A 23,479-nucleotide genomic window follows, 5' to 3' on the forward strand; every position below is an offset into this window, starting at 1 on the left:
GGGCGGCGGGAAACCTGGCTGCCGTCCGGTCACCGTCGCGTTCATGGACGCGGAAAGGAAGGTGCGCAAGTGACCGCCACCATCGCCGACACACGCCTGCCGTGCACCGAGCCGGCCGGCATCTACCGCCTGCTCAACCAGTTGGACCGTCCGCTCTACGTCGTGCAGACCCCGGTGGGCCCCGCCGTCACCGACGAGTTGCCCGCCGATCAGGCGGGTCTGCTCGCCGCGACCGGTCCGCTGCCGCCGGAACGGCTCGGCAGCGCGGCGTTCCGCCACCGCCACGGGGTCCGCAACACCTACGTCGCGGGGGCGATGGCCGGCGGCATCGCGTCCGAGGATCTGGTGACAGCGATCGCCCAGGCCGGCTGCCTGGGGTCGTTCGGCGCCGCCGGACTGTTGCCGGAGCGGGTCGAGCAGGCGCTGCGGCGATTCGCCCGCGACCTGCCGCGACTTCCGTTCGCGGTCAACCTGATCCACAGTCCGAGCGAGGCGGCGCTGGAGCGGGACTGCGTCGATCTGCTGCTGTGCCACCGGGTTCGGTGCGTCGAGGCGTCGGCGTTCCTGAACCTCACCCCGCATCTGGTTCGCTACCGGCTGGCCGGGCTGCGCCGTGGCGCGGACGGCTCGGTCGAGATCGAGAACCGGGTGATCGCCAAGGTGTCCCGGCCGGAGGTCGCCGAGCAGTTCCTGCGGCCCGCGCCGGAGGCGATCGTGGAGGACCTGCTTGTGGCCGGGCGGATCACCGCCGAGCAAGCCGAACTGGCGCGGCGGGTGCCAGTCGCCGACGACATCACCGCCGAGGCGGACTCCGGCGGTCACACCGACCGCCGTCCGCTCACCGCTCTGGTGCCGGCGTTGTTGTCGCTGCGCGACCGGGTCCAGCGCGAGCAGGGCTACCAGCAGCCGATCGGCCTGGGGGTTGCCGGCGGCATCGGCACGCCCCGTGCGCTGGCGGCGGCTTACGCACTCGGTGCGGACTACGTGGTGATCGGCTCGGTGCACCAGTCGTGTGTCGAGTCCGGCACCTCGCCCGCGGTGCGCGCGATGTTGGCGGCGGCCGGCATCGCGGACTTCGCCATGGCCCCGGCCGCGGACATGTTCGAGCTTGGCGTGGAACTGCAGGTGTTGAAGAAGGGAACCCTGTTTCCCATGCGTGCCAAGCGGTTGCTGGAGCTGTACCGGGCCTACGACGGGTTGGAGGCGCTGCCGTCGGCCGAGCGGGAGCGGCTGGAACGGCAGCTGTTCCGGCGACCGACGGTCGACATCTGGGCCGAGGTGGAGACGTACTTCACCCGCCGGGACCCCGACCAGCTGCGCCGGGCCGCCGAGTCGCCGCGGCGCAAGATGGCGTTGGTGTTCCGCTGGTATCTGGGCATGGCGTCGCGCTGGGCGACCACGGGTGATCCGGCGCGGATGGCCGACTACCAGGTCTGGTGCGGCCCGGCGATGGGGGCGTTCAACGACTGGGTCCGCGGCAGTCGGCTGGAAGCGGTGGAGCACCGCCGAGTCGCTGACGTCGCGAGTGAACTGTTGCACGGTGCGGCATTCACCGCGCGGGTCCAGCAGTTGGCGCTCGCCGGCGTGCGGCTGCCGGCGGCGGCCTCGGAGTACCGGCCGGCGTCGGCGAAACTGCCGGTGAGGGTGTCGTGACCGGTTGGCCCGAGCCGACCGAGTTGGACCGGATGCTCGGCGACCCGCGCGACCCGGACAATCCGTGCGGCTTCGTCGCGATGGTAGCGCGGGACGCGCACGAGCGGCGGCCGGCGGCGCTGGCCGCGGCGGCCGGACCGGCACTGGGACTTTCCTTCGTCCCGACCGAACACGGTGGCGATCTGTCCAGTATGGACACTACGCTGCTGCTGGCCCGGGTCGCGGCCCGGCGCGACGCCACGATCATGCACGCGACGATGGTCAGCATCACCGCCGTCAGCTGCGTGCTGCTGGCCGGGAGCGCCGCGCAGCGCGACCGGGTCGTCGAGTTGCTGCGCCGGGGCGAGTCGATCGGCTTCGCCTTCGCCGAACGGGAAACCGGCGACGAAGTGCTGGCCAACTCCTGCCTCGCCGAGCCGACACCCGACGGCTTCGTGTTGCGGGGCGACAAATGGATGGTCGGTGACGGTGGGCGGGCCGGCGCCCTGTTGCTGGTCGCGAGAACGGGTGGGCGTGGCCCCGCCGCGTTTTCCACCCTGCTGCTGGATTCCGACGTGGTGGAGCGGGCCTGCGGCGGAATGCGCCGGCTGGGCGGGATGCGCGGCATCGGGTTCGCCGACTTCCACTTCGCCGAGTTGCGGGTGCCAGCCAACACGATGGTCGGCGCGCGGGGCCGGGGCCTGGAGACCGCCCTGCGGGCGATGCAAGTGGTCCGGGTGATGAGCACCGCGTGCAGCCTCGGCTGCGCGGACACCGGCCTGCGGCTTGCGATGGACTTCCTCCGCACGCGCCAAGCTGGTGAACAGGCCCGGCGGGAACTGGCCACCGCGGCGGCGCTGCTCTTCGCCGCCGACGCCGTGGCGCTGGCCGCGGCCAGGGCGATGCATGTGCTGCCCGGCGTGCAGAGCTTGTGGTCGGCGGTGGTCAAGCACGTGGTCGTCGACACCACCGAGGAGATCCTTTCCCGGTGTGCCAACGTGTTGGGCAACCTCGCGATGGTGCGCGACGGGCCGTACGCCGCTTTCGACGTGCTCCGCCGTGACAACGCGACGGTTCGGTTCGTCGACACGAGCCCGGCCGCCACCGAACGCCTGATCGCCGCCGAGCTGCCCCGGCTGACGCCACACCGAACCGGGCCTGTCGACGACCGGCTGGCCGTCGTGTTCGGCGTCGACAATCCGTTGCCACCGCTCGACTTCACCGCGCTCACCCTCGCCGGCCGTGGGGGTGACCCGCTGCTGGACGCGGTGCCGGTGCTCGCCGCGAACGTGCCGGCGACAAGCCGGGCCCGGGTCCTGGCCGACGCGCTGGCCGCCGCCCTGCGCGCACCGGTCGATGATCCGGCCGACGCCCCACATCGCCTGGCCTTCCTGCACGCCGCGGCGAGCTGTTTGGCGTTGTGGCACTACACCCCGCGGCTGCCGCTCGGACCGGACCGGCTCACCTGGCTGACCGCCGTGTTGGAAGTGCTCCTTGCCCGCGCGCGGCGACGGGTGGCGGCGCTGCCCACTGACCAGGTCGACGCCGTGCTGCGCGTCGCAGACCAGTTGCATCGGGGCGAACGGCTGTACTCGGTCACCGCCCTGCCACTGTGCAAAGGAGACGACAGTGACGCTTGTGCATGAGAACGTCGTGCCCCTCGTGGCCGGTGCCGATCTGCCGGTGCCGCTGGTCACCGGCGGCACGGTGCCGTACGCCAACCTCGACCACGCGGCGAGCGCCCCGTGCCTGGCCCCGGTCCGAGCTGGCGTTGACCAACTGCTGCCCTGGTACGCCAGCGTGCACCGCGGTGCCGGGTTCGCGTCCCAGGTCTGCACGCGGGCCTACGAGCGGGCCCGCGACACCGTCCGCGACTTCGTCGGCGCCACCCCCGGCTCGACGGTTGTCTTCACCCGCAACACAACCGACGCGCTCAACCTGCTGGCCCGGAGCCTGCCCTCGGGCACGACCGTGTTCCGGTTCGACAGCGACCATCACGCGGCCCTGCTGCCGTGGGGGCGGCACACCGTGCGCAGGCTCCCGCTGCCGGTCACCCCGGACGAGGCAGTGCGCCAGCTGCGGGCCGGCCTTGCTTCGTGCCCACCCGGCCCCCGGTTGGTGGTGCTTACCGGGGCGTCGAACGTCACCGGCGAACTGTGGCCGGTCGCCGAGCTCGCGGCGGTGGCAGCCGACCATGGTGCCCGCACTGTGTTGGACGCGGCGCAGCTCGCGCCGCACGGTCCGGTGCGAGCCGTGGAGCTGGGTGTGGACTGGGTGGCGCTGTCCGGGCACAAGCTGTACGCGCCGTTCGGTGCTGGTGCGCTGATCGGTGCCCCGGACTGGCTCGCCGACGCGGAGCCCTACCTGTTCGGCGGGGGAGCGGTGTCCAGAGTGGACGGTTCCTGTGCCGGACCGGAAGCGACTTGGCTGGCGCCGCCGGAGCGACACGAGGCGGGATCGCCGAACGTGGTTGGCGCGCATGCGCTTGCCCTGGCCTGCGAGGCGATCACCGCCTGCGGCTGGTCGGCGATCAGGTCGCACGAACAGCCGCTGACCGACGACCTGCGCGCCGGCCTGGCTGGGATTCCCGGGGTGCGTCCACTGTCCATGTGGGACAGCGATCATCCCCGGGTGGGTGTGGTGTCGTTCGCGGTGGACGGCATCGAGCCCGGACTGCTCGCCGCCGCCTTGTCGGCGGAGCACGGAATCGGTGTGCGAGACGGCGCGTTCTGCGCGCACATGGGCACCAGGACACTGCTGGCGGCCGCCGGCGCCGATGCCGACGGCGCTGTTCGCGCGAGCGTCGGACTCGGTAGCCGAGCCGAGCACGTGGAACGGCTCGTCGCCGCGGTCGCCCGGCTGGTGCGCAGCGGACCTCGTTGGGACTACCGCAAAGTCGACGGGCGCTGGACTCCGAGCCCGGACCCTCGGCGGCACCCCGACCTGCGTGCCGGTGATCCGGACGTCGGGTGAGTCAGTCCCCGATCGCGTCGCGCAGCGCCTCGATCGCCGCCTGGGGCATGGCGTGCCCGCCCAGCCCCTCGGCAAGGATCTCGATGGTGCGGGTGTTGACGTGGATCCGCACCTCCTCGTTCGCGTCGCGCAGCGGTCCGTCGAGGTAGAGCATCGCCAGTCCGTGCACGCCGGCCCAGGCGCTGATCTCCGCGTACGGTCGCCGTTGCGCCGGCAGGTACCCCACCTCGACCAGCGTGTCCATCGCGGCGGACAGGGTGCGGAACGGGCTGTCCTCCGGCTGGTTGGCCAGATCGGTGACCAACAGGCCGACCAGGCGGAACAGCCCCGGCCAGCGCCGGGCGAAGTCCAGGTACCCGCGGCCGACGGCGGCCAGCTCCAGCAGCGCGTCCACGACGGTCTCCCGGTGCCGCGACCGCCGCGCGACGTTGGTGGCGATCGACTCGTTGAGCCGGTCGAAGGCCAGCTGCCTGGTCGCGTCCAATAGCTCTTCCCGGCCCTGGAAATGCCGGTAGGCGGCGGTCGCGGTGACCCCGACCGCCCGTGCCGCGGCGCGCACCGTCACCGACGGCGGACCACCCTCGATGGCCAGGTCCACCGCCGCGGAGATCAGCGCGTTGCGCAGGTCGCCGTGGTGGTAGCCGCGCTTGGGTTGTGCCATACCCCTGATGTTGACAGATGTGAACATCGCTGCCAACATGAGGTTCCGCCGATGTTGATGGCCGTAAACATTCGTTCGGAGGCGCCCATGCTGACCCGACTCGGCCACCGCATCGTCCGACATGCCAGGACGATCCTGCTGATCGCCGCGGTGGCGCTGCTCGGATTCGGCTTCGCCGGCTCGACCGTGTTCGGCAAACTGGGGTCGCAGGGGCTGGACGATCCGTCCTCGCAGGCCAGCCGGGCCGGTGTGGAACTGGCGCGGAACTTCGGCGGGGACTCGCAGTTGGTGTTCCTCGTGACCGCCACGACGGGCACGGTCGACTCGCCCTCGGTCAAGGCGGCCGGCCTGGCCCTGACCACGGATCTGAGCCGCGACTCGCGAGTGGCCACGCCCGTGTCCTACTGGTCGGCCGGCGCGCCGCAGTTGCGCTCGTCCGACGGGCGCAGCGCGATGATCACCGCACGCGTCGGTCTCCTTTCCGACGATGCCGTGCAGGACATTCTCGACCAGTACAGCGGTTCGCGCGGCCCGGTCAGTGTCGCGATCGGCGGCAGTCTGGTCGGCAGTCTCCAGATCAAGAACCAGGTCAGCCACGACCTGCTGGTCTCGGAGGCCATCGCGGTCCCGGTGATCGGATTGCTGCTGTTTCTCGTGTTCGGCAGCGCCGTGGCCGCACTGCTGCCGCTGTTGATCGGCGGCATCACGATTCTGGGCACGCTGGCGGCGCTGTCCGTGCTCGGCTCGCTGACCAACGTCTCGATCTACGCCGTCAACGTCACCACCGCGCTGGGCTTCGGGTTGTCCATCGACTACGGACTGCTCATGGTCAACCGATTCCGCGAGGAATTAGCCGGCGGCGCGACAAGCGCGGACGCGGCGGTGAGCACAGTGCGTGTCGCCGGGCGCACCATCGGATTCAGCGCCGCGACCGTGGTCGTCGCGTTGGCCACATTGCTGGTTTTCCCACAGTATTTCCTACGCTCGTTCGCCTATGCCGGCATCAGCGTGATCGCGATCGCCATGCTCTCGGCCACCGTTGTCCTGCCCGCGGTGCTCAGCCTCATCGGCGCGCGGATCAACACCGGCCGACTGCCCTGGGCCCGCAAGCACAATCCCGCCACCACCTCCGTGTTGTGGAAACGCCTGGCCACCGGCGTGATGCGTCGACCGGCATGGGCGGCGATCCCGGTGCTGCTCGTGTTGCTCACCGCCGCCACGCCATTGTTGGGCATAACGTTCGGCTCGCCGGACGAACAAGTGCTTTCCACCAGCGGATCGAGCCGGGTCGTGGGCGACGCGCTGCGCGCCGGTTTCCCCAACGTCGACACCCGGCCGATCCAGACCGTGCTCACGGGTTCGGCCGACCGGGCCGCGGTCGCCGACTACGCCCGGCGAGTGTCCGAACTGTCCGGGGTCACCGGGGTGCAGTCACCGGTCGGCGCCTTCGCCGGCGGGAAGGGCCCGCAGCCAACACCGCTGGACCCGACCCTGGCCCACGGCGACGCCAAGCTGATCACCGTGTCCACCGACCTGGACATTCACTCGCAGGCCGCCGAAGACCTCGTCAACCAGGTCCGGGACGTCGCCGCGCCGGCCGGCGACCAGGTCCTCGTCGGCGGCGATCCGGCCCTCCAACTCGACGACAAGACCGCCGTGGGCGATCGGGTGCTGCCCTGCGCGCTGATCATCGCGCTGGCCACGTTCATCCTGTTGTTCCTGCTCACCGGCAGCGTCCTGCAGCCGCTGCGCGCCCTGGCGCTGAACCTGATCGGCCTGGGCGCGACCCTCGGTCTGATGGTGCTGATCTTCGAACACGGCGCCGGCTCCGCCGTCCTCGGCTTCACCCCGCTGCCGCTGGACACCAGCATGCTGATGCTGCTGTTCGTGATCTCGTTCGGCCTGTCCATGGACTACGAGGTCTTCGTCACCAGCCGGATCAAGGAAGCCCACGACCAGGGCGTGCCGACCAGCGAGGCCGTCATCAACGGCCTGTCGCGCAGCGGCCGCATCGTGTCCGCGGCGGCGCTGCTGCTGGCCATCAGCCTCTGCGCCCTGGCCCTCAGCCGCGTCAGCTTCATCCAGATGTTCGGACTCGGCACCGCCATCGCCGTCCTGATGGACGCCACCCTGATCCGCGGCATTCTGCTGCCGGCCGGCATCCGAATTCTCGGCCGCGCCGCCTGGTGGGCCCCGAAACCCCTGCGCAAACTGCACCGGCGATTCGGCCTCAGTGAGACCTCGAATCCATCCACCGCCACGCCGCCCGAGCCCGCCCACTCCGTCGTTCACCACTGAGTCGGAGTATTCACCACCGGGGGCATTCGCGGCTCTCGCGCGCATTCGATTACCCCGGAGATTCACTGGGTCTGTTTCACGATTCCTGTATCCGGCTCGCGGTCGTGTCGCTCTAATAGGGAGGAGTGTCCCGTGGCGGTGCGCGGGACACGACGTAGCCGCAGCCGTTCGATGAATGTGGAGGAGTGAGACATGGCGATAGCGAGTCGGCTGCCGGGTGAACGGCAGCTCGCGCGCGAGGATGCCGATCGGATCGCGGCCATCCGGAAGTCGATCATCGAGATCGGGGACAACTGGCGGACCCGGCATCCCTGGTTCGCCCGGCACCAGGACGGCGTCGGCATGGCGATCTTCGTGGTGTCGATCGCCGGTGTCGTCGCCGACGCCTGGCTCTACGCCGCCAGCCTGCTGCCGTGGTGGGCCACCATCCTGGTCAACGCGTACTGGCTCTCCCTGCTGCACGAGCTGGAGCACGACCTCATCCACTCCATGTACTTCCGCACCAACCGGTTCGTGCACAACGTGATGATGTTCGGCGTCTGGCTGCTGCGGCCCAGCACCATCAACCCGTGGGTCCGGCGCCGCCTGCACCTGCACCACCACGCGGTCTCGGGCACCGACTCCGACCTGGAGGAACGGGCCATCACCAACGGCGAGGGCTGGGGCAGCCGCCGGCTGATCACCCTGCTGGACACCTTCGTCGGCATGTACACCCGGCCGTTCCGGATGATCGAGCTCGTCCGGGTCTACGTCGAGCAGGAGGCGCGCAGCCCGGAGGAGGCCCGCTACCTGACCAACATCAACCGGATGTCCTACTTCCCGCTCGGCGCCGTGCACTACCTGTTGTGGCACCTGTTCATCGGCATCAACGTGTACCAGTGGATCGCCGGGCCGGTGGACATCCCGGGCCAAGGAATCCTCGGTTTCCTGGCGGTGACCGTGCTCGCGCCGAACGCGATCCGCACCTTCTGCATCTACTTCGTCAGCTCGAACCTGCACTACTACGGCGATGTCGAGGCGCACAACGTCCTGCAGCAGACCCAGGTGTGGACGGCCTGGTGGCTCAAGCCCTTCCAGGCGCTGTGCTTCAACTTCGGCGAGACGCACGCCATCCACCACTTCCTGGTGCGCGACCCGTTCTGGCTCCGGGCGGCCATCAAGCGCGACTGCCACCGGGTGCTGCGCGAGAACGGGGTGCGCTTCAACGACTTCGGCACCTTCCGGCGCGCCAACCGCTTCACCTTCGCCGCACCCACCACCGTCGACCCGTAGCCGGCACGAATGAAGGACGACCCACGATGACCGTCACCACCACCGAACTCTGGATCTGCCTGCGCTGCGGGATGATCTACGACCCGGCCGAGGGGGATCCGGACGGTGGCATCGCGCCCGGCACCGCGTTCGCCGACATCCCGGAGGACTGGGTGTGCCCGGTCTGCGGCGCGACCAAAACCGACTTCGTCCCCTACGAGGACTGAATGATCCCGGCGCGCGATCTCGTCGATGACCGGTCCCGGTCATCGACGAGCGGGATCGTGCGGTCAGCCGGCGAGGATGGCGCGAAGGTGGGCCAGACATCGTTCGCGGCTCGGCCCGATCGAGCCGCGGGGCATGTCGAGGCGGTTGCCGATCTCGTCGTAGGACAGGGGCGGTTCGGACAGCAGCAGCATGATGAGGTCACGCTCGCGCTCGCGCAGGTAGCCGATCGCGTTGTGCAGGTTCTCGCCGTCGAGGATGGCGATGACCGCCTCGTCGATCGGCCGTTCCGGGGAGACGTCGTCGACGGCCGACGGGTCGCCGCACGGGACCAGCCGCTGCGACCGCGCCGCGTACTTGATCATCTCGCGCCGGGTGATGACCTTCAGCCAGCCCGGCACACAGTGCGGATCGACGACCGACTCCAGATGTAAATACGCTTTGAGCCATACTTCCTGGCTGACGTCGGCGCGGTCATCGGCGGTCAGCGACGTTCCCCGCAATGCGTTCCTCACAAGCGGTGTGTACGTCTGAACAAACCGTGACCATGCGGCCGTCTCGCCACCAATACAACGTTGAATTAGGTCCGTCAAGTCCGTCCGGTTCAGCGCCATGAGCCCCCCCAAGGTCTTCCGGCCTTCAGTTGCCGCTATACAACAGCTCCTTGGCTGTTGTCATCCGCGGCCGATCATGTTGACACCGCAAGAGGCTCACATAACCCGCGAGACCGTGTCAAGGAAGCTCACCGTATCAAGGAGGCCTGCGAGCCATCGGAAGATTGAAAAACTTAACCGATCCAGTCGCGTATCCAAACCAACGCGGCTTCGCTCTAGATGTAACGAGGGGGCAGGGTGGTCCGTTACCGCCGCCGCGGCTCGGTGATCTTGATTTTCCGGGTGCGTCAGAGACGCTGTCGATCAAGTCGCCCAGCGGTGTTCTTGGAGAGGTTTGGCTGTTGCGATAAACGGGTACGGGTGGTGTCGGATCTGGCCAAGTCGCACTCTTGTCCGGTTCGCGCGACTACCTATGGTCAACGATGGTCACGGCTGTTTTCGGACGTTCGACGGCCATTCGACGACAAATGTCGGGGGAGCAAGCCAGGGCGGCCGGGTTCGCGAAACGGCCGGCCGCGGCCATGAGGAGGGGTTGGTGACGCAACGCTGCGACGTGGTCATCGTGGGGGCCGGGATCGCCGGCTGTGCCGCGGCCATCGCGTATGCGCGCTACGGGTTGCGGGTGATCCTGGTCGAGGCGCATCGGAACACCGACGCGTTCAAGCGGGCCTGCACGCATTTGATTCAGTCGTCGGCGGTGCCCACGCTGCGCCGCCTGGGGCTGGAGGCGGAGGTCGAGGCCGCCGGCGGCATCCGCACCGACCTCGAATTCCACACCCGCGCCGGCTGGGTCCGCTATCCGCGGATCGCCAGCGGGCCGGATGCCACCTACGGGTACAACATCCGTCGATCCCAGCTCGATCCGCTGCTGCGGCGGACCGCCGCTGAGACGGACGGAGTGCGGCTGCTGCGGGGCGCCCGGGTGCGCGAACTCCAGCGCGACGGCCGACGGGTGACCGGGGTAGTGGTCCAGAACGAGGCCGGCGAACTGGTGCCGATCGACGCCCGCCTGACCATTGGCGCGGACGGCCGGCATTCGGCCGTCGCCGGTCTCGCGCGGGTCCGGACCATCAAAACCTCACACGGGCGGTTCGGCTGTTTCGCGCATTACACCGGCGTGCTCGACAAATCGGGTGCGGAGCTGGTGACTCGCGGGGACGGGCCGGCTCAGGCGACATCGAGGCTGTGGCTGCTCGATCCAGACATCGCCTACATGTTGCCCAATGACGGTCGCACGGTGCTGGCGGCGATGGTGTCCAGCGAACGCCGGGACGAGTCCCTTCGGAACCTGGACAATCATATCAATTCGATCTTCTCCCGGCTGCCCGGCGGACCCGATCTCAGCAATGCGCGCCGGGTCTCGAACTTCACGCCGATAAAGAAGTACCAGAGCGTGTGGAGGAGGCCCATCGCGCCCGGTTTGGCGTTGATCGGAGACGCCGCGCTGGTCACGGACTACCTGTGGGGCGCCGGTATCGGCTGGGCGCTGCAAAGCTCCGAATGGATAACGGACGCGACCGCGCTGCCGCTGGTGTCCGGCGAGCCGATGGCGCCCGCGTTGCGGAAATACGCGTACCGGCACTTCCGTCGACTGGGTCTGCATCACGCGTTCAATGCCAACTTCGCGACCGGAAGGAAGATGAACGCGCTGGAGCGGGTGCTTTTCGGGGCGGCCACGGCCGACGAGGAGATCGGGGCCAGGCTGCTGGACTTCGGCAGCCGCAAGCTCAATCCACTGCAAGCGTTCGGCCCGGGACTGCTGGCCCGCGCGTGGCGTTTGCACCGCGCACTGGAGGCGGCCTGATCATGAGGCGCGGCGATACCCGTTTCGTCCCGGCGGAACGCATTTACGGATTCCGTTGGTCGGAGGACGGTTCGAACCGGCGGTCCTGGTCGCGCACGCTGAAAGCGGCGATCGGGGTCGCGCTGGCGAGGGCGGTCGCCCGGGTGCCCGACGAGTTCGTGGACTCGCCGGTGGTCACCCGGATCGTCCTCGCCTTCCTGCCCTACGTCATGCGACTCAAGTTCCACCGGTCGGCGGCGAAGACCTTGGCGGGCGCGAAGCTCACCGTGACCCTCGGCATGGGGTTGACACTCGCCGACGGCGATCGACGTTATTTCCTGGTCCGGGTCCGCGGTCGACGCTGCGCCATCCGCGCCGCGGACCGGGATCAGGTCGTGAGACAGGCCGTTTCGTGTTTCACCAGCCGGCTGCCGACAGTGCTGCGCATGACGATGGGCGCGTCGACGCATCCGGCGCTGCTGATCGCCGACGGCGCCGCGGAGCTGTCGGGCGACGTCTTCTTCAGCGCGCGGCTTGCCGCCCTTTTCGGCATGCCGAGCCGGTCACTGCTGCCGGTCGGCGAGTGACGCCGGCGATGTCCGGCCGCAACCCTCTGAAGCCGCTCGAAAAGAAGGTTCTCCCGCATGGTGATCACGGTTCTGTACGTCATCCACACCATGGCGCTCGCCGGCTGGTTCGGCACCCAGATCTACAGCGTGCTGCTCGTGCAGCGACACCCCGCGCAGGACGAGGATCCGGAGTACTTCGAGGACTTCGCCGCCCGGTTGGCGAACGGATCGCGCTACACCCTGCTGGGGGTCATCGCCGCCATGATCCCGACCTGGGTGGTGATCATCGCCCTCCGGGCCGCCAGTGGCGCGGACCTCGGCGTCGCCTGGGTGTGGCTGGTCGTGGTGAAGTCGCTGGCCATGCTGGTCGCGATCGGCCTGTTCGCGTACTTGTCGTGGCACGTGTGGCCACTGCGGATCTTCGCGCTCCGCGACGAGCTTCCCGCCGTCCGCCGCCGCTTCTACGGCCTGTCCGTCGGCATTCTGTGCGGCACCGGGTTGGCGCTGGGGGTCGGCATCGTCGAACAGTCGGTGGGAAGTTTCCTTGGTGTCGCCTGATCCGGCCGTGCGCCTTCCTCTTGGTGGCTAGGAGAGTTGATGAGTAGGAAGTACGGGCTGCGCGGATACCTGGAGGCACTGTCCGGAATCGGCCAGGTCGTGGAGGTCGGCCGAACGGTCGACGCGAACCTGGAAATGGGCGCGATCGCGAGATTGTGCTACGAGACCGGATCGGCGGTCCCGCTGTTCTCCGACGTGGCCGGTGCCCCCGCCGGGTTCCAGGTGGTCAGTGCTTTGGTCGGGACCAGTTCGGACCGCGGCCGCGAGTTGGCCCGGCTGGGACTGTCGCTGTTCCTGTCGGAGGGTTCGTCGGCCGCCGACATCGTCGAGGAATTGTGCCGGGCCCGGCGTGGTCAGCCGATCGAGCCGAATGTGGTGTTCGACGCGCCGTGCAAGGAAAACATCAGCACCGGCGAGGACGTGGACCTGACGCGGCTGCCGGCGCCGCTGATCCACCACGGGGACGGCGGCCGCTACGTGAACACGATCGGCGTCGTGGTCACGCGCTCGGCCGATGGCGCGTGGACGAACTGGTCGATCAACCGGGTCATGGTGACCGGTCCGCGCAGCGGCGTCGTGTCGTCGGTTCCCGTCCAGCACATCGGGATGATTCACGAGTCGTGGCGAAAGATCGGCCAGGACATGCCGTTCGCGGTCGCCCTCGGCGTCGACCCGGCGCTGCTGTACGCGGCGTCGATGCCCCTGCCGGCCGGCGCTTCCGAGGTCGGGTTCGCGGGTTCGCTGCTGAACCGGCCGGTCGACGTCATCCGGTGCGAGAGCAGCGAGCTCGAGGTGCCCGCCGACGCCGAGATCGTGCTGGAAGGCAGGATCTCCAACACGGATGTGGGTCTGGAAGGCCCGTTCGGTGATTTCACCGGGTACTTCTACCCGAACTACGGCGTGCCGCAGCCCATGGCGTACTTCGACACGGTGACCTACCGGAACCGGCCGATATACCCGTTCACCAGCGGCGGCGAACCGCCGTCCGAGGAACACACGATCTGGGGCGTCGCGACGGCGGCGGAAGCGCTGCACCGGATGCGGTTGGCGCGTCTGCCGATCGCGTCCGCCTGGAGCCCGTTCGCGTCGTGCAACGGCTGGTTGGTGGTGACCGTCCGGCCCGGCTGGTCCGAGTCGGGCCTGGACGCGAAGGCGTTGTGCCGGCGGGTCGGCGAGGCGGTGTGGGGCTGTAAGGCCGGCGACCCGGTGAACTCGGTCATCGTCACCGAGGACGACATCGACCCGGGCAACCTCAACCAGGTGGTCTGGGCGATGGACAGCCGAAACGACCGATCGCCCGGCGGCCGGCTGCGCATCGAGGACCGGCTCGGCTGGCCCATGTCGCCGTACCTGGACACGGATCACTTCCGGTACTTCGAGGGCTGGAAGTCGTCGCGGCTGATCTACGACTGCCTGCCGTCGCCGCTGTCCTGGCCGGCCAAGCGCAGCGGCTTCGCCAGCGACTGCCCGCCGGCCGTGCGGGAGAAGGTCCTGCGGAACTGGACCAGCGACGGGTTCGCCCCGATTCACGGCGCCTTCGAGGCGGGCGATTCTCCCCACCGCTGATCGTCGATTGCGGGCAACTCGCGGAACTACGGAAAGGCCATTGCTGATGCTCCGTCATCCCGCGGACCGCCCGGCGGCGACCGCCCTGCGTCCCGCTCCGGATCACGACACCTCGTGCGAGCCCGGCCATCGCGCCCCGAACGGCTTCGCCGACCTGCCCGGGCCCGGCCGTAGCCCCGCCGAGACCTCCTGGCGCTGGTGCCGGGCCGGCCGCCGCAAGGACCTCGCCGCGTTCGAATCGCTGCTCGCCCCGGACGCCATTCTGCACACCCCCATTACGGATGCCTTCCGCTTCGAAGGCCGCGCCGAGGTCTTCATGCTGCTGACCATCTTCTTCTCGAAGGTGGACTATCTCGACTACCACACCGATGTCGGCGAGGGCGCCACCCGCGTGCTCGGCTTCCACGGCCGCTTCAGCCGGATCCCGTTCGAGGAGTACCTCGTCCTCTCCTTCGACGAGCAGCACCAGGTGCGCCACCTCGTCGTCGCCACCCGCGGCGCCGCCGGCCTCACCGCCGTCTTCTCCTCACTCGGCCCCGACCTGCTCGCCGTCAACCACAGCCGCTGGACCGGCCGGCTGGCCCGACTCGCCATGCCCGCCGCCATGTGGCTGGTGGCCGCCCTCGACCGATGGGTGTTCCCACTCGCCGCCCCCACCCGGAACCGGACGGACCACACGACCCGATAGGCGGCCGGTTTCCGCTCACACCGGCCGCCGCCGGGTGGCCAGCCGAACTCGATCGACAGTTCCGCGGTGAGCCGCCGGTCGGCCGAGAACGCCGACACGTGCCGTTGGTGTCCACAATGGACCCTCCGGTGGTGCGCGGGAAGAACGGCGCGAGGATCAGGTTCCGGCTGCGCGGGGCGTGGTCGATGATCCTGCGCGTGTCGGTCAACTGGAGAACAGATCGCGCAGCTGGTCGTGGGGGAGGGCGGGGACCCGGTGGTTGTCGCGGCCGACCATGGCCTCGTTGGCGATCAACGCGTTGAGCACGGCTTCCTCGACCGCCTGCACCGTCGCTTCGAACAGCGGGTCGATCGTGTTCCAGGCCAGGAACTCCATGCGGCTGACGTGGGGCGCGGACGGCGCCTCGTCCCGTGCGCCCGGGGTGCTCGCCAGCACGCCGGGGTTCGCGGTCGAGAAGGCGAGGAAGATGTCGCCCGAGTGGTGTGAACCGCTCGTGCCGGTGCGGCCGATGCCGAGAGTCACCCGCCGTGCCAGGGTCGAACACTGGTGCGGGAGCAGCGGCGCGTCGGTCGCCACGACCGCGATCACCGATCCCGCACCGGGCGGCAAGCTCCGATCGACGCCCTCGACCGGGTTGTCGTCGATCAACAGCCGTCCCACCGGCCGGCCCGCGACGACGAGTTCCCGGCGTGCGCCGAAGTTCGCCTGGACGAATGCGCCGACGGTGTAAGCAGTGTCGCCGTAGTGGACCACGCGCGAGGCCGTGCCGCTGCCGCCCTTGAATCCGTAGCAGACCATCCCGGTCCCGCCGCCGACCGAACCCTCGTCGACCGGGCCACCGCGCGCGTCATCGATGGCCCGCACGGCATGCTCCGGCTGGACGTGCGAGCCATCGACATCGTTGAGGTGGCCGTCGTACGTCTCGCCCACCACCGGGAAATCCCATTGCAGGACATCGGGCTGTCGTGCGTTGATCCAGTCCACCGCGCCGCGATGGCACGGGCCCACCGCGAAGGTGTTGGTGAGCAGCACCGCCGAGGACAGCGACCCGGTCTCGGCCAGCCAGTGCGACCCGGTCAGCTCCCCGTTGCCGTTGAACGAATGCCAGCCCGCCGCACAGCTCACCCCGATGCCCGCCCGCCCCCTCGGCAGCAGCGCGGTCACTCCCGTCCGCACCGGCCCATGCCCCCGGCGCAGCGGGCCTTCGCCGGAAACCAGCGTCACATACCCCACTTCCACGCCGGCGACGTCGGTGATCGCGTTGACTGGTCCGGCGATCCCGTCGAGCGGAATCCCGATGCCACGGGCCCGGGGCCGGCCGGACGGGGTGACCAGATGCGGATCGTTCATGACTCCCTCGCGGCTCGGCGACACAACCGAGCATCGCACGGCGGTGATGGCAGCGCGACCGACCTCAGTAGGGCCAGCCAGGGACGTTGAGACGGATGCTGTACAGGGCGAAGTCGCCGGTGTCGCCGCCGTCGGAGGGGCGGCCCGAGGTGATGTAGAGGGTGCGGCCGTCCGGGCCGCCGAAGGCGGCGTTGGTGGTGTTCTGGCCGGCGTTGATGACGCCGAGGGCCTGGCCGGTCGGGGAGAACACATGGATCTTGCCGTCGCCGAAGGTGGCCTGGTAGACGTTGCCGGCGCAGTCGACGGTGCCGCCGTCGGTGCCGCCGAGGGCGGTGAAGTCGTGGCGGGCGCCGGTGCTGCCGTCGGCGTTGACGGGGTACTGGTAGACCTTGCCGCTGGCGTTGCCGCCGACGTAGAGGGTGTGGCCGTCGGGGGAGAGCTCGATGCCGTTGGGTTCGCGGATGGAGGAGTCGATCAGCGAGACGACGCCGTTGCGGACGCGGAAGACGTCGGTGTGGCCGGACATCTGGTCGGGTCGGTCGGCCCGCTGGAAGTCGGGGTCGGTGAAGTACACGGTGCCGTCGGCGCCGACGGTGACATCGTTGGGGGAGTTGAACAACCGGCCCTGGTAGTTGGCGGCCAGGGTGGTCCGCCGACCGGTGGCCAGGTCGTAGCTGGACACGCTGCGCTGGTCGTGGGTGGCGGCGATGACGGACTTGCCGTCGCGGCTGAGCGCCAGGCCGTTGCTGCCGGAGTTGGTGACGAACGGGGCGAAGCCGCCGGTCGCGGGCGTGAAGCGGAGGATGTCGGCGGACTGCACGTTCTGCGGGCCGGAGCCGTCGTGCATGTTGGTGAGCAACAGGGTCTGGCTGGCGGCGTCCCAGACCGGGCCCTCCAGGAAGTTGTAGCCACCCTGGACCTTGCTGGCGGTCAGGGTCGACGAGGGCAGCGGATTGCCGAAGGGGCCGCTCGGGCAGGGCGACGCGGCGGTGGCCGCGTGCACGGCGGTGACACCGAAGGCGGCCAGCAGCAGGGGCGTTGAGGCCAGGGCGAGCAGGTGGCGAGTCTTCATCACGGGCCTTCCACGGGCGGGCAGGGGTGTGCCTCGCCGTGGCGGCTTCGCCGAGACGGTTCCTTTCTACCGGATGGCGGCGGAGTTTCATTTGTTACATTCTGTCATTCACGATAGTTTTGACTTCTAACAATGGATTTCTTGACAGTTCAAGACTCCGGTGCTGCAATCCCTAGACCGCGTTACAGCTGTGTTTCATTTGTTTCACGAGGAGGGGTGTCCCTGCATGACCTCCATGACCGATTCCCACCGGCGGCTGTTCGCCGTCACCGCCGCGGCCACCCTGCTGGTCGCCGGCGCGGCCTACGCCGTCAGCCAGGCCCCACCGGCCTTCGCGGCGACCTCGGCCAACGTGTGGCTGACCACGCCGGACAAGTCCAACCTGTTGACCCAGAAGCCGTCGGTGTCCTTCGGCTCGCCGGGCAGTGGCCCGGTGATCACCGTCGACCCGAACACCACCTACCAGAGCATGGTCGGCTTCGGCGCCTCGCTGACCGACTCGGCCGCCTGGAACATCTCCAACTCCTCGGCCCGCAACAGCATCATGACCTCGCTGTTCAGCCCGACCGGCGGCATCGGCCTGGACTGGCTGCGGCAGCCGCTGGGAGCCAGCGACTTCTCCCGCAGCTTCTACAGCTACGACGACGGCGCGGCCGACCCGAGCCTGTCCCGATTCTCGGTCGCCCATGACCAGTCCTACATCCTGCCGCTGATCACCCAGGCGAAGTCGCTGAACCCGGGCCTGTCGGTGATGGTGGTGCCGTGGAGCGCTCCGGCCTGGATGAAGACCAACAACAACCTGGTCGGCGGCTCCCTGTCCACCAACTACGAGAGCACCTTCGCCGACTACCTGGTCAAGTCGGTGCAGGCCTACCAGGCGGCCGGCGTGCCGGTGCAGTACCTGGCCGTGCAGAACGAGCCGCAGAACCAGCCGGGCGGCTACCCGGGCATGCTGATGGCGGCCGACCAGGAGAGCCGGATCATCAACAACCTCGCGCCGAAGCTGTCCGCGGCCGGGCTGGGCACGAAGATCCTGGCCTGGGACCACAACTGGGACAACCCCGGGTACGCGGCGTCGGTGCTGGCCGCGACCGGCAACAACACCGCCGGCTCGGCCTGGCACTGCTACGGCGGCGACCCGAGCGCGCAGAGCACCGTGCACCAGCAGTACCCCAGCAAGGACATCTTCTTCACCGAGTGCTCCGGCACCGAGTCGGGCAACACCTTCGCTGACTCGCTGCTGTGGCAGGGGCGCAACCTCGCCGTCGGCACCACCCGCAACTGGGCGCGCAGCGTCAGCCTGTGGAACATGGCCCTGGACAACAACCACGGACCGGTGATCGGCTCCTGCGGCAACTGCATGGGCGTGGTGACCGTCGACGGCGGCAACGTCACCTACAACGCCGACTACTACGTGCTGGGCCACCTGGCCAAGTTCGTCAAGCCGGGGGCGGTTCGGATCAACTCCACCGCGCAGTCCCAGGGCGGCATCGAGAACGTGGCCTTCCGCAACCCGGACGGCACCATCGCGCTGGTCGCGGTGAACTCCGGCGGCACGCAGAACTTCCAGGTCTCCTACGGCGGCCAGTCGTTCGGCTACACCATGCCGGCCGGCTCGATGGCCACCTTCACCTGGCCCGGCTCCGGTGGCGGCACGACCCCGCCGCCCGTGGGCATCGACTCGTCCAAGTGGTACACGGTGGCCAACCAGAACAGCGGCAAGTGCCTGGACGCCGCGAACCGGGGCACCGCCAACGGAACCGCGCTGCAGCAGTGGGCGTGCACCGCGGCCACCAACCAGCAGTGGCAGTTCAAGTCCACCGGCGACGGCTACTACCAGGTGGTCAACCGCAACGCCCCCGGCCTGGCCTGGGACGTGACCGGCGGCACCGGCGCCAACGCCGACGGAACCCAGGTGCAGCTCTGGAGTTACGGCGGCGCGAGCAACCAGCAGTGGCAGGCGGTGTCGCAGGGCAACGGCAACTACAGCTTCGTGGCCCGCAGCAGCGGCAAGTGTCTGGACGTCCGTGATCAGTCCACAACGGACGGTGGCCTGCTGCAGCAGTGGGCCTGCACCGGCGGTCCGGCGCAGTCGTTCCAGCTGGCCGCCCAAGGCTGAGTCGGCACAGTCCTGAATCCTGGGGGGAGGGAAGCCGGTGGGCGGGGATTCACCCCGCCCACCGGCCGTTTCTAGCTCACCGTGAAGCCGTGGTAGCCGATCAGCGCCGGCGAGCCGGCCGAGGCCGAGACCACGAACAGGCCGGCGTCCTGAGTAGCGGCCTGGGCCGGCACGGTGACGGTGCCGACGGTGGTCCACTGCTGGCCATCCGTTGAGTAGTAACCGGTGTAGCTCGCCCCGGCCCGAACCAGCCGGAGATGCACCGGAACGGTCGCGGGAATGGTCCCGTTGCCGGGGGTCACGGAGTCGATGTACGGATTGCCGTCGCTGTTCCACTCCATCTGGATGCCGCCGGACGGCGAGACGTAGAGGATCACGCCCTCGGGTCCGGAGCCGGCGGCGGTCATGGTGTCGCGGACCATGATGCCGGCCTTGGCGTAACCGCCGAACCCGCTCGTCGACGTGACGGTGGTTTCCACGGTGGCGGTGTTGCCGACGACGCCGGACCGGTAGATGGCGGAGTAGTTGTCGTTGCCGCTCCACACGTCCTGGCCCGCGCCGTGCACGGCGAAGTCGTCACCGACCTGGCCGTACTGGGCCGGCGCGTCGGTCGCCGAGGAGTACGTCGCGTACGGCGCCTGCACCGGCGACACGAGTTCGGCCTGCTGGCTGGTGGATGTGGTGCCCTGTTTGTCACGCCAGAGGTAGGAAGCCGTGGCGGTCACCGTGTCGGTCTCGATGGGAGTGGTCGGGGTTGGCGCGGTCACCGTGAACTTCGCGGTGACGGTGCGGCCGGTGCCGACGTTGGTGAACCGCGTCGACCCGGTGGCGGTGACCGACCAGCCGGACGGGGCGGTCAGCTTGAGATCGGCCTGTCGGATCAGGGTGCGGCCGTTGTTGGTGAACGACTGCGTGACGGTGATCGGCTTGCCCGGCGCCGTGCCGGTCACGCCGCTTTCGTTGAGAGTCACGCTCGGGCCCACGTTCGAGCCGACCTTGCCGGCCGAAACCCGGTACATCACAACACTGTGCGCCGGCACCGTGGCGTTGATCGCGCCGGCGGTCTCGGTGGTGGTGTGCGACCACAGGTCCCGCAGTTGGTAGTCGTCGGCCTTGGGCAGGCCCGCCTCGGCCGCGGTGGCCCCGAAGGCGGCGCTGGTTCCGGTGGAGTTGAACAACACCACGGCCCGGTCACCGCCGGACAGCGGCTTGGACAACACCCACAACCCGTTGTCGCCGGCCGGATTCCCGCCGGCCGCGACCGGAACAGCCTGCTTGGCCAACGGATCCTGGTCGACGGCGATCACGTCGGTGTTGGTGTAGATGGCCAGGTCGGCGGCGCTGAGGTGGCGCAGGTCGGCGCCGGCGATCAGCGGCGCGTTCATGGCCGCCCACAGGCTGAACTCGGCCTGGTACTCGGCGGTGGTCATGTGCCCGTTGCCGACCTCCAGCATGTCCGGGTCGTTCCACGCGCCCGGCCCGGAGTACGGGTACAGCCACACGTTCTGCTGGAAGATCGACAGCATGCTGCCGTAGCCGTCGCTGATGTCGCCGGTGGTGCGCCAGGAGTTGCCGACCTGCGGGCCCCACGTCCAGGGCTGGTTGTTGCCCCACTCGCACAGGCTGTAGAGGATCGGCCGGCCGGTGGCGGCCAGCGCGTCGCGCATGGCGCTGTACCGGTCGATGTACTGCTGGGTGGTGCTGCTGCCGGCGTTGTTGCAGTTGTCGTACTTGAGGTAGTCCACGCCCCAGCTGGCGAAGGAGGCGGCGTCCTGCTTCTCGTGGCCGAGGCTGCCGGGGTAGCCGGCGCAGGTGGCGGTGCCGGCGTCCTCGTAGATGCCGAGCTTGAGCCCCCTGGCGTGCACGTAGTCGGCGACGGCCTTGATGCCGCTCGGGAACTTGACCGGGTCCGGCACCAGGTTGCCGGCGGCGTCGCGGTCGTGGGTCATCCAGCAGTCGTCGATGTTGACGTACTGGTAGCCGGCCTGGCGCATGCCGTTGGCCACCATGGCGTCCGCGGTCTGCTCGACCAGCGCCGCGCTGACGTCGCAGCCGAAGGCGTTCCAGTCGTTCCAGCCCAGCTGCGGGGTCTTGGCCAGGCCGTTGCCCAGCGCCTCGGCCGCCGGGGCGGTGATCAGTGGCAGGGTGCCGGCGACGAGGAGCGCGGCGGCGAGTCCAGCCAGGCCGCGGCGGCGTCGGCCCGGTCTCGGACGGTCGGATGTGCCCATCGAACAAGCCCTCCATCCAGGAGCAGGGAAACCCGGAACTGTTCGGTCGTGGGCGGTCATGTTCGAACACCACCTTGTAACCGAACGGAAACAAGCAGGCAACGTACTTCTTAGCTCCCCGACCAGGCGGTTCGCAAGGGTGACTTGGGTGGCTGTTGGGTATTGTTTGATTCGCCGGCCGGACGTTGAAGCGGGGAGTGGTTCCAGCCGGGGCGTGCTTGACTGCGCGTCATGATCCGAACAGTCGTCGTCGCCCGGCTCACCGCCGGCGGCACGCCGCCGTCCACCGCCGCGCCGGGGGCGACCACCTCGTCGAGCCGCCAGGTGGTCCTCGCCGATCTTTAGTCCAATTAGGACAGTGGGTGTGAAACGTCCCTCGTGAAGCTTGAGGCTGAGGAGTGGTCGTGTAGCATGCGTGGCGCAGTGCCTAGGGTTCCGTCGCCTTCGGGCGGGTCTGGTCCGAGCGGCACCATCGGTCATGAAGGGGCGTGGCCGTTCAGCTGACGGGACAAAAGCCTGGAGGCCTTCCCGGTTCCGCGGGCGCGGAGCCCGGGGGAAGGCTTTGCTGTGAACGGCTTCGCTCTCGCGTTGGTGGTCGCCGCCGCCGTCGTGCACGCGATCTGGAATCTCGCCGCCAAGCGGGTCGGCGACAGCGGCGCCCCGTTCGTTTTCCTCTACTACACGGTGTCCGCACTGGTTTTCGGCCCGGTGGCGATAGTCCTGGCGCTGTTCGACCATCCACAATGGACGTGGCTGCTCGCCGCCGCGGGCACCGCCGTCCTGCATGTCTGCTACGGCACCGTGTTGCAGCGTGGCTACGCCGTCGGCGACCTGTCCGTCGTGTATCCATTGGCCCGCGGCACCGGCCCGCTGCTGTCCGTGCTGGTCGCCGTGCTGTTCCTCGGCGAACACCCCGGCTGGCTCGGCTTGGTCGGCGCGCTGCTGGTCGTTGTCGGCGTGCTGGTCATCGGCACCGGCAAAGCCACCTCCGCCGGCATCTTCTACGGTGTGCTCACCGGTGCCATGATCGCCGCCTACACCCTGTGGGACGCTCACGCCGTCACCGCGCTGGCCGTGCCGCCCCTGATCTACTTCGGTGCTGGCTCCATCGGCGAGTCCCTGCTCCTGTTGCCGACTGCCTTACGCGCCAAGGCTTCCGTCGTCGCTCTATGGCGCGCCCACCGCCGCGAAGTCCTCGCCGTCGGCCTGCTCTCGCCCCTCGCCTACCTGCTCGTGCTCTACGCCCTGCAGATGGCTCCCGTCAGCCTCGTCGCCCCGGCCCGCGAGATCAGCATCGTCCTCGGCGGCTTCGCCGCCTGGCGGCTGCTCGGCGAGGCTCAGGCCGTCCGCCGCCTCGCCGGCTCCCTGGTGGTCTTGGCCGGCATCGCCGCCATCGCCGTCGCTTAGGGCTTTATCGGCTGCCCCGTTCGGCCTGCGCCTCCTGTGCCCCCTTGACCGCCAGCCGGTCCGCCCGCTCGTTCTCCGGGTGGCCCGCGTGGCCCTTCACCCAGTGCCACTCCACCTGGTGCGGGGCCATCGCCTCGTCCAGCCGGCGCCACAGGTCCGCGTTCTTCACCGGCTCCCGGTTGCTCGTCCGCCAGCCGTTGCCCTTCCAGCGCGGCAGCCAGCTCAGCACCCCGTTGCGGACGTACGTGCTGTCCGTGTACACCTGCACCGTCGACGGCCGGGTCAGCGTCTCCAGCGCCTGGATCGGCGCCATCAGCTCCATCCGGTTGTTGGTCGTCTGCGCCGACTCCCCGCCGTACAGCTCCCGCTCGTGCCGGCCGTACCGCAGCACCGCGCCCCAGCCGCCCGGTCCCGGGTTCCCGCTGCACGCCCCGTCGGTGAAGATCTCCACCGCTTTCTCGTCCGCCACGCCCGTGACCTTACGA

At 69.3% G+C, this 23,479-nt stretch carries 19 protein-coding genes; 13 read left to right on the forward strand and 6 right to left on the reverse strand.

Going from position 1 to position 23,479, the window contains the following annotated elements; translation table 11 throughout:
* Positions 1-69: 69 nt before the first annotated feature.
* Genes JJ691_RS51460 through JJ691_RS51470 form a run of 3 tightly spaced genes read left to right on the forward strand, consistent with a single transcriptional unit; the run spans position 70 to position 4,605 of the window.
* Positions 70-1,653, forward strand: coding sequence for a PfaD family polyunsaturated fatty acid/polyketide biosynthesis protein (locus JJ691_RS51460; protein ID WP_249227583.1), 1,584 nt, complete (start codon positions 70-72; stop codon positions 1,651-1,653).
* Positions 1,650-3,278 carry an acyl-CoA dehydrogenase family protein gene (locus JJ691_RS51465; protein ID WP_211766618.1) on the forward strand — a complete coding sequence of 543 codons (1,629 nt, stop codon included), beginning with the start codon at positions 1,650-1,652 and terminating at the stop codon, positions 3,276-3,278. Before JJ691_RS51460 ends, JJ691_RS51465 begins: the two co-directional genes overlap by 4 nt.
* Positions 3,262-4,605: an aminotransferase class V-fold PLP-dependent enzyme gene (locus tag JJ691_RS51470; protein WP_249227584.1), complete on the forward strand. Its 1,344-nt coding sequence runs from the start codon at positions 3,262-3,264 to the stop codon at positions 4,603-4,605. The genes JJ691_RS51465 and JJ691_RS51470 overlap by 17 nt, the downstream gene beginning before the upstream one ends.
* A 1-nt stretch (position 4,606) precedes the next feature.
* Here JJ691_RS51470 and JJ691_RS51475 read toward each other — a convergent pair whose 3' ends face one another.
* A complete protein-coding gene (locus JJ691_RS51475) occupies positions 4,607-5,266 on the reverse strand; it encodes a TetR/AcrR family transcriptional regulator (RefSeq protein ID WP_211766619.1) in 660 nt (219 codons plus the stop codon).
* 87 nt (positions 5,267-5,353) lie between these two features.
* Here JJ691_RS51475 and JJ691_RS51480 point away from each other — a divergent pair, with 87 nt between their 5' ends.
* From JJ691_RS51480 to rd, 3 genes are all read left to right on the forward strand, one after another.
* Positions 5,354-7,564, forward strand: a complete 2,211-nt coding sequence (locus JJ691_RS51480; RefSeq protein ID WP_211766620.1) for an MMPL family transporter — start codon at positions 5,354-5,356, stop codon at positions 7,562-7,564.
* A gap of 192 nt (positions 7,565-7,756) precedes the next feature.
* Complete coding sequence (locus tag JJ691_RS51485; protein ID WP_211766621.1) at positions 7,757-8,836, forward strand: fatty acid desaturase; 1,080 nt, start codon at positions 7,757-7,759, stop codon at positions 8,834-8,836.
* Positions 8,837-8,862: 26 nt separating this feature from the next.
* Entirely contained in the window at positions 8,863-9,042 is a 180-nt protein-coding gene (gene rd, locus JJ691_RS51490; RefSeq protein ID WP_211766622.1) for a rubredoxin, read from the forward strand.
* Positions 9,043-9,105: 63 nt separating this feature from the next.
* Here the strand turns inward: rd and JJ691_RS51495 are convergent, their stop codons facing one another.
* Positions 9,106-9,654: an RNA polymerase sigma factor gene (locus JJ691_RS51495; protein ID WP_256449344.1), complete on the reverse strand. Its 549-nt coding sequence runs from the start codon at positions 9,652-9,654 to the stop codon at positions 9,106-9,108.
* Between the two features lie 535 nt (positions 9,655-10,189).
* Between JJ691_RS51495 and JJ691_RS51500 the strand changes: the two genes are divergently transcribed.
* From JJ691_RS51500 to JJ691_RS51520, 5 genes are read left to right on the forward strand one after another with little or no spacing between them, the layout of a single operon-like run.
* Positions 10,190-11,458, forward strand: a complete 1,269-nt coding sequence (locus JJ691_RS51500) for an NAD(P)/FAD-dependent oxidoreductase (RefSeq protein WP_211766624.1) — start codon at positions 10,190-10,192, stop codon at positions 11,456-11,458.
* Between the two features lie 2 nt (positions 11,459-11,460).
* On the forward strand, positions 11,461-12,024 hold the full coding sequence (locus tag JJ691_RS51505) for a hypothetical protein (protein ID WP_211766625.1): 564 nt from the start codon (positions 11,461-11,463) through the stop codon (positions 12,022-12,024).
* 57 nt (positions 12,025-12,081) lie between these two features.
* Complete coding sequence (locus tag JJ691_RS51510; protein WP_211766626.1) at positions 12,082-12,564, forward strand: hypothetical protein; 483 nt, start codon at positions 12,082-12,084, stop codon at positions 12,562-12,564.
* A 39-nt stretch (positions 12,565-12,603) separates the two neighbouring features.
* Positions 12,604-14,130, forward strand: coding sequence for a UbiD family decarboxylase (locus JJ691_RS51515; RefSeq protein WP_211766627.1), 1,527 nt, complete (start codon positions 12,604-12,606; stop codon positions 14,128-14,130).
* Between the two features lie 46 nt (positions 14,131-14,176).
* Entirely contained in the window at positions 14,177-14,818 is a 642-nt protein-coding gene (locus JJ691_RS51520) for a hypothetical protein (protein WP_211766628.1), read from the forward strand.
* A gap of 204 nt (positions 14,819-15,022) precedes the next feature.
* Here JJ691_RS51520 and JJ691_RS51525 read toward each other — a convergent pair whose 3' ends face one another.
* Positions 15,023-16,168 (reverse strand): DmpA family aminopeptidase, encoded by a 1,146-nt coding sequence (locus JJ691_RS51525; protein WP_211766629.1) that lies wholly within the window; start codon positions 16,166-16,168, stop codon positions 15,023-15,025.
* 64 nt (positions 16,169-16,232) lie between these two features.
* A complete protein-coding gene (locus JJ691_RS51530; protein ID WP_249228373.1) occupies positions 16,233-17,240 on the reverse strand; it encodes an SMP-30/gluconolactonase/LRE family protein in 1,008 nt (335 codons plus the stop codon).
* 226 nt (positions 17,241-17,466) lie between these two features.
* Here JJ691_RS51530 and JJ691_RS51535 point away from each other — a divergent pair, with 226 nt between their 5' ends.
* Positions 17,467-19,359 (forward strand): RICIN domain-containing protein, encoded by a 1,893-nt coding sequence (locus JJ691_RS51535; protein WP_211766631.1) that lies wholly within the window; start codon positions 17,467-17,469, stop codon positions 19,357-19,359.
* A gap of 71 nt (positions 19,360-19,430) precedes the next feature.
* Here the strand turns inward: JJ691_RS51535 and JJ691_RS51540 are convergent, their stop codons facing one another.
* Positions 19,431-21,587 (reverse strand): NEW3 domain-containing protein, encoded by a 2,157-nt coding sequence (locus tag JJ691_RS51540; protein ID WP_211766632.1) that lies wholly within the window; start codon positions 21,585-21,587, stop codon positions 19,431-19,433.
* A 567-nt stretch (positions 21,588-22,154) separates the two neighbouring features.
* On the opposite strand from JJ691_RS51540, the gene JJ691_RS51545 reads away from it, so the two are divergent.
* The gene (locus tag JJ691_RS51545; protein ID WP_211766633.1) at positions 22,155-22,994 is read left to right on the forward strand and encodes an EamA family transporter; all 840 of its coding nucleotides are present in this window, start codon (positions 22,155-22,157) and stop codon (positions 22,992-22,994) included.
* A gap of 4 nt (positions 22,995-22,998) precedes the next feature.
* Here the strand turns inward: JJ691_RS51545 and rnhA are convergent, their stop codons facing one another.
* Positions 22,999-23,463, reverse strand: a complete 465-nt coding sequence (gene rnhA / locus JJ691_RS51550; RefSeq protein WP_249227585.1) for a ribonuclease HI — start codon at positions 23,461-23,463, stop codon at positions 22,999-23,001.
* Between the last annotated feature and the right edge of the window lie 16 nt (positions 23,464-23,479).

The sequence above is a fragment of the Kutzneria sp. CA-103260 genome (genome assembly GCF_018263855.1).
GTDB lineage: Bacteria > Actinomycetota > Actinomycetes > Mycobacteriales > Pseudonocardiaceae > Kutzneria.

Coding starts and splice junctions, on each gene's coding strand:
- JJ691_RS51475 (WP_211766619.1), bottom strand. CDS start 5,266: ATGGCACAACCCAAGCGCGGCTACCACCACGGCGACCTGCGCAACGCG.
- JJ691_RS51505 (WP_211766625.1), top strand. CDS start 11,461: ATGAGGCGCGGCGATACCCGTTTCGTCCCGGCGGAACGCATTTACGGA.
- JJ691_RS51485 (WP_211766621.1), top strand. CDS start 7,757: ATGGCGATAGCGAGTCGGCTGCCGGGTGAACGGCAGCTCGCGCGCGAG.
- JJ691_RS51520 (WP_211766628.1), top strand. CDS start 14,177: ATGCTCCGTCATCCCGCGGACCGCCCGGCGGCGACCGCCCTGCGTCCC.
- JJ691_RS51510 (WP_211766626.1), top strand. CDS start 12,082: ATGGTGATCACGGTTCTGTACGTCATCCACACCATGGCGCTCGCCGGC.
- rd (WP_211766622.1), top strand. CDS start 8,863: ATGACCGTCACCACCACCGAACTCTGGATCTGCCTGCGCTGCGGGATG.
- JJ691_RS51530 (WP_249228373.1), bottom strand. CDS start 17,240: ATGAAGACTCGCCACCTGCTCGCCCTGGCCTCAACGCCCCTGCTGCTG.
- JJ691_RS51515 (WP_211766627.1), top strand. CDS start 12,604: ATGAGTAGGAAGTACGGGCTGCGCGGATACCTGGAGGCACTGTCCGGA.
- JJ691_RS51540 (WP_211766632.1), bottom strand. CDS start 21,587: ATGGGCACATCCGACCGTCCGAGACCGGGCCGACGCCGCCGCGGCCTG.
- JJ691_RS51480 (WP_211766620.1), top strand. CDS start 5,354: ATGCTGACCCGACTCGGCCACCGCATCGTCCGACATGCCAGGACGATC.
- JJ691_RS51525 (WP_211766629.1), bottom strand. CDS start 16,168: ATGAACGATCCGCATCTGGTCACCCCGTCCGGCCGGCCCCGGGCCCGT.
- JJ691_RS51535 (WP_211766631.1), top strand. CDS start 17,467: ATGACCTCCATGACCGATTCCCACCGGCGGCTGTTCGCCGTCACCGCC.
- JJ691_RS51495 (WP_256449344.1), bottom strand. CDS start 9,654: ATGGCGCTGAACCGGACGGACTTGACGGACCTAATTCAACGTTGTATT.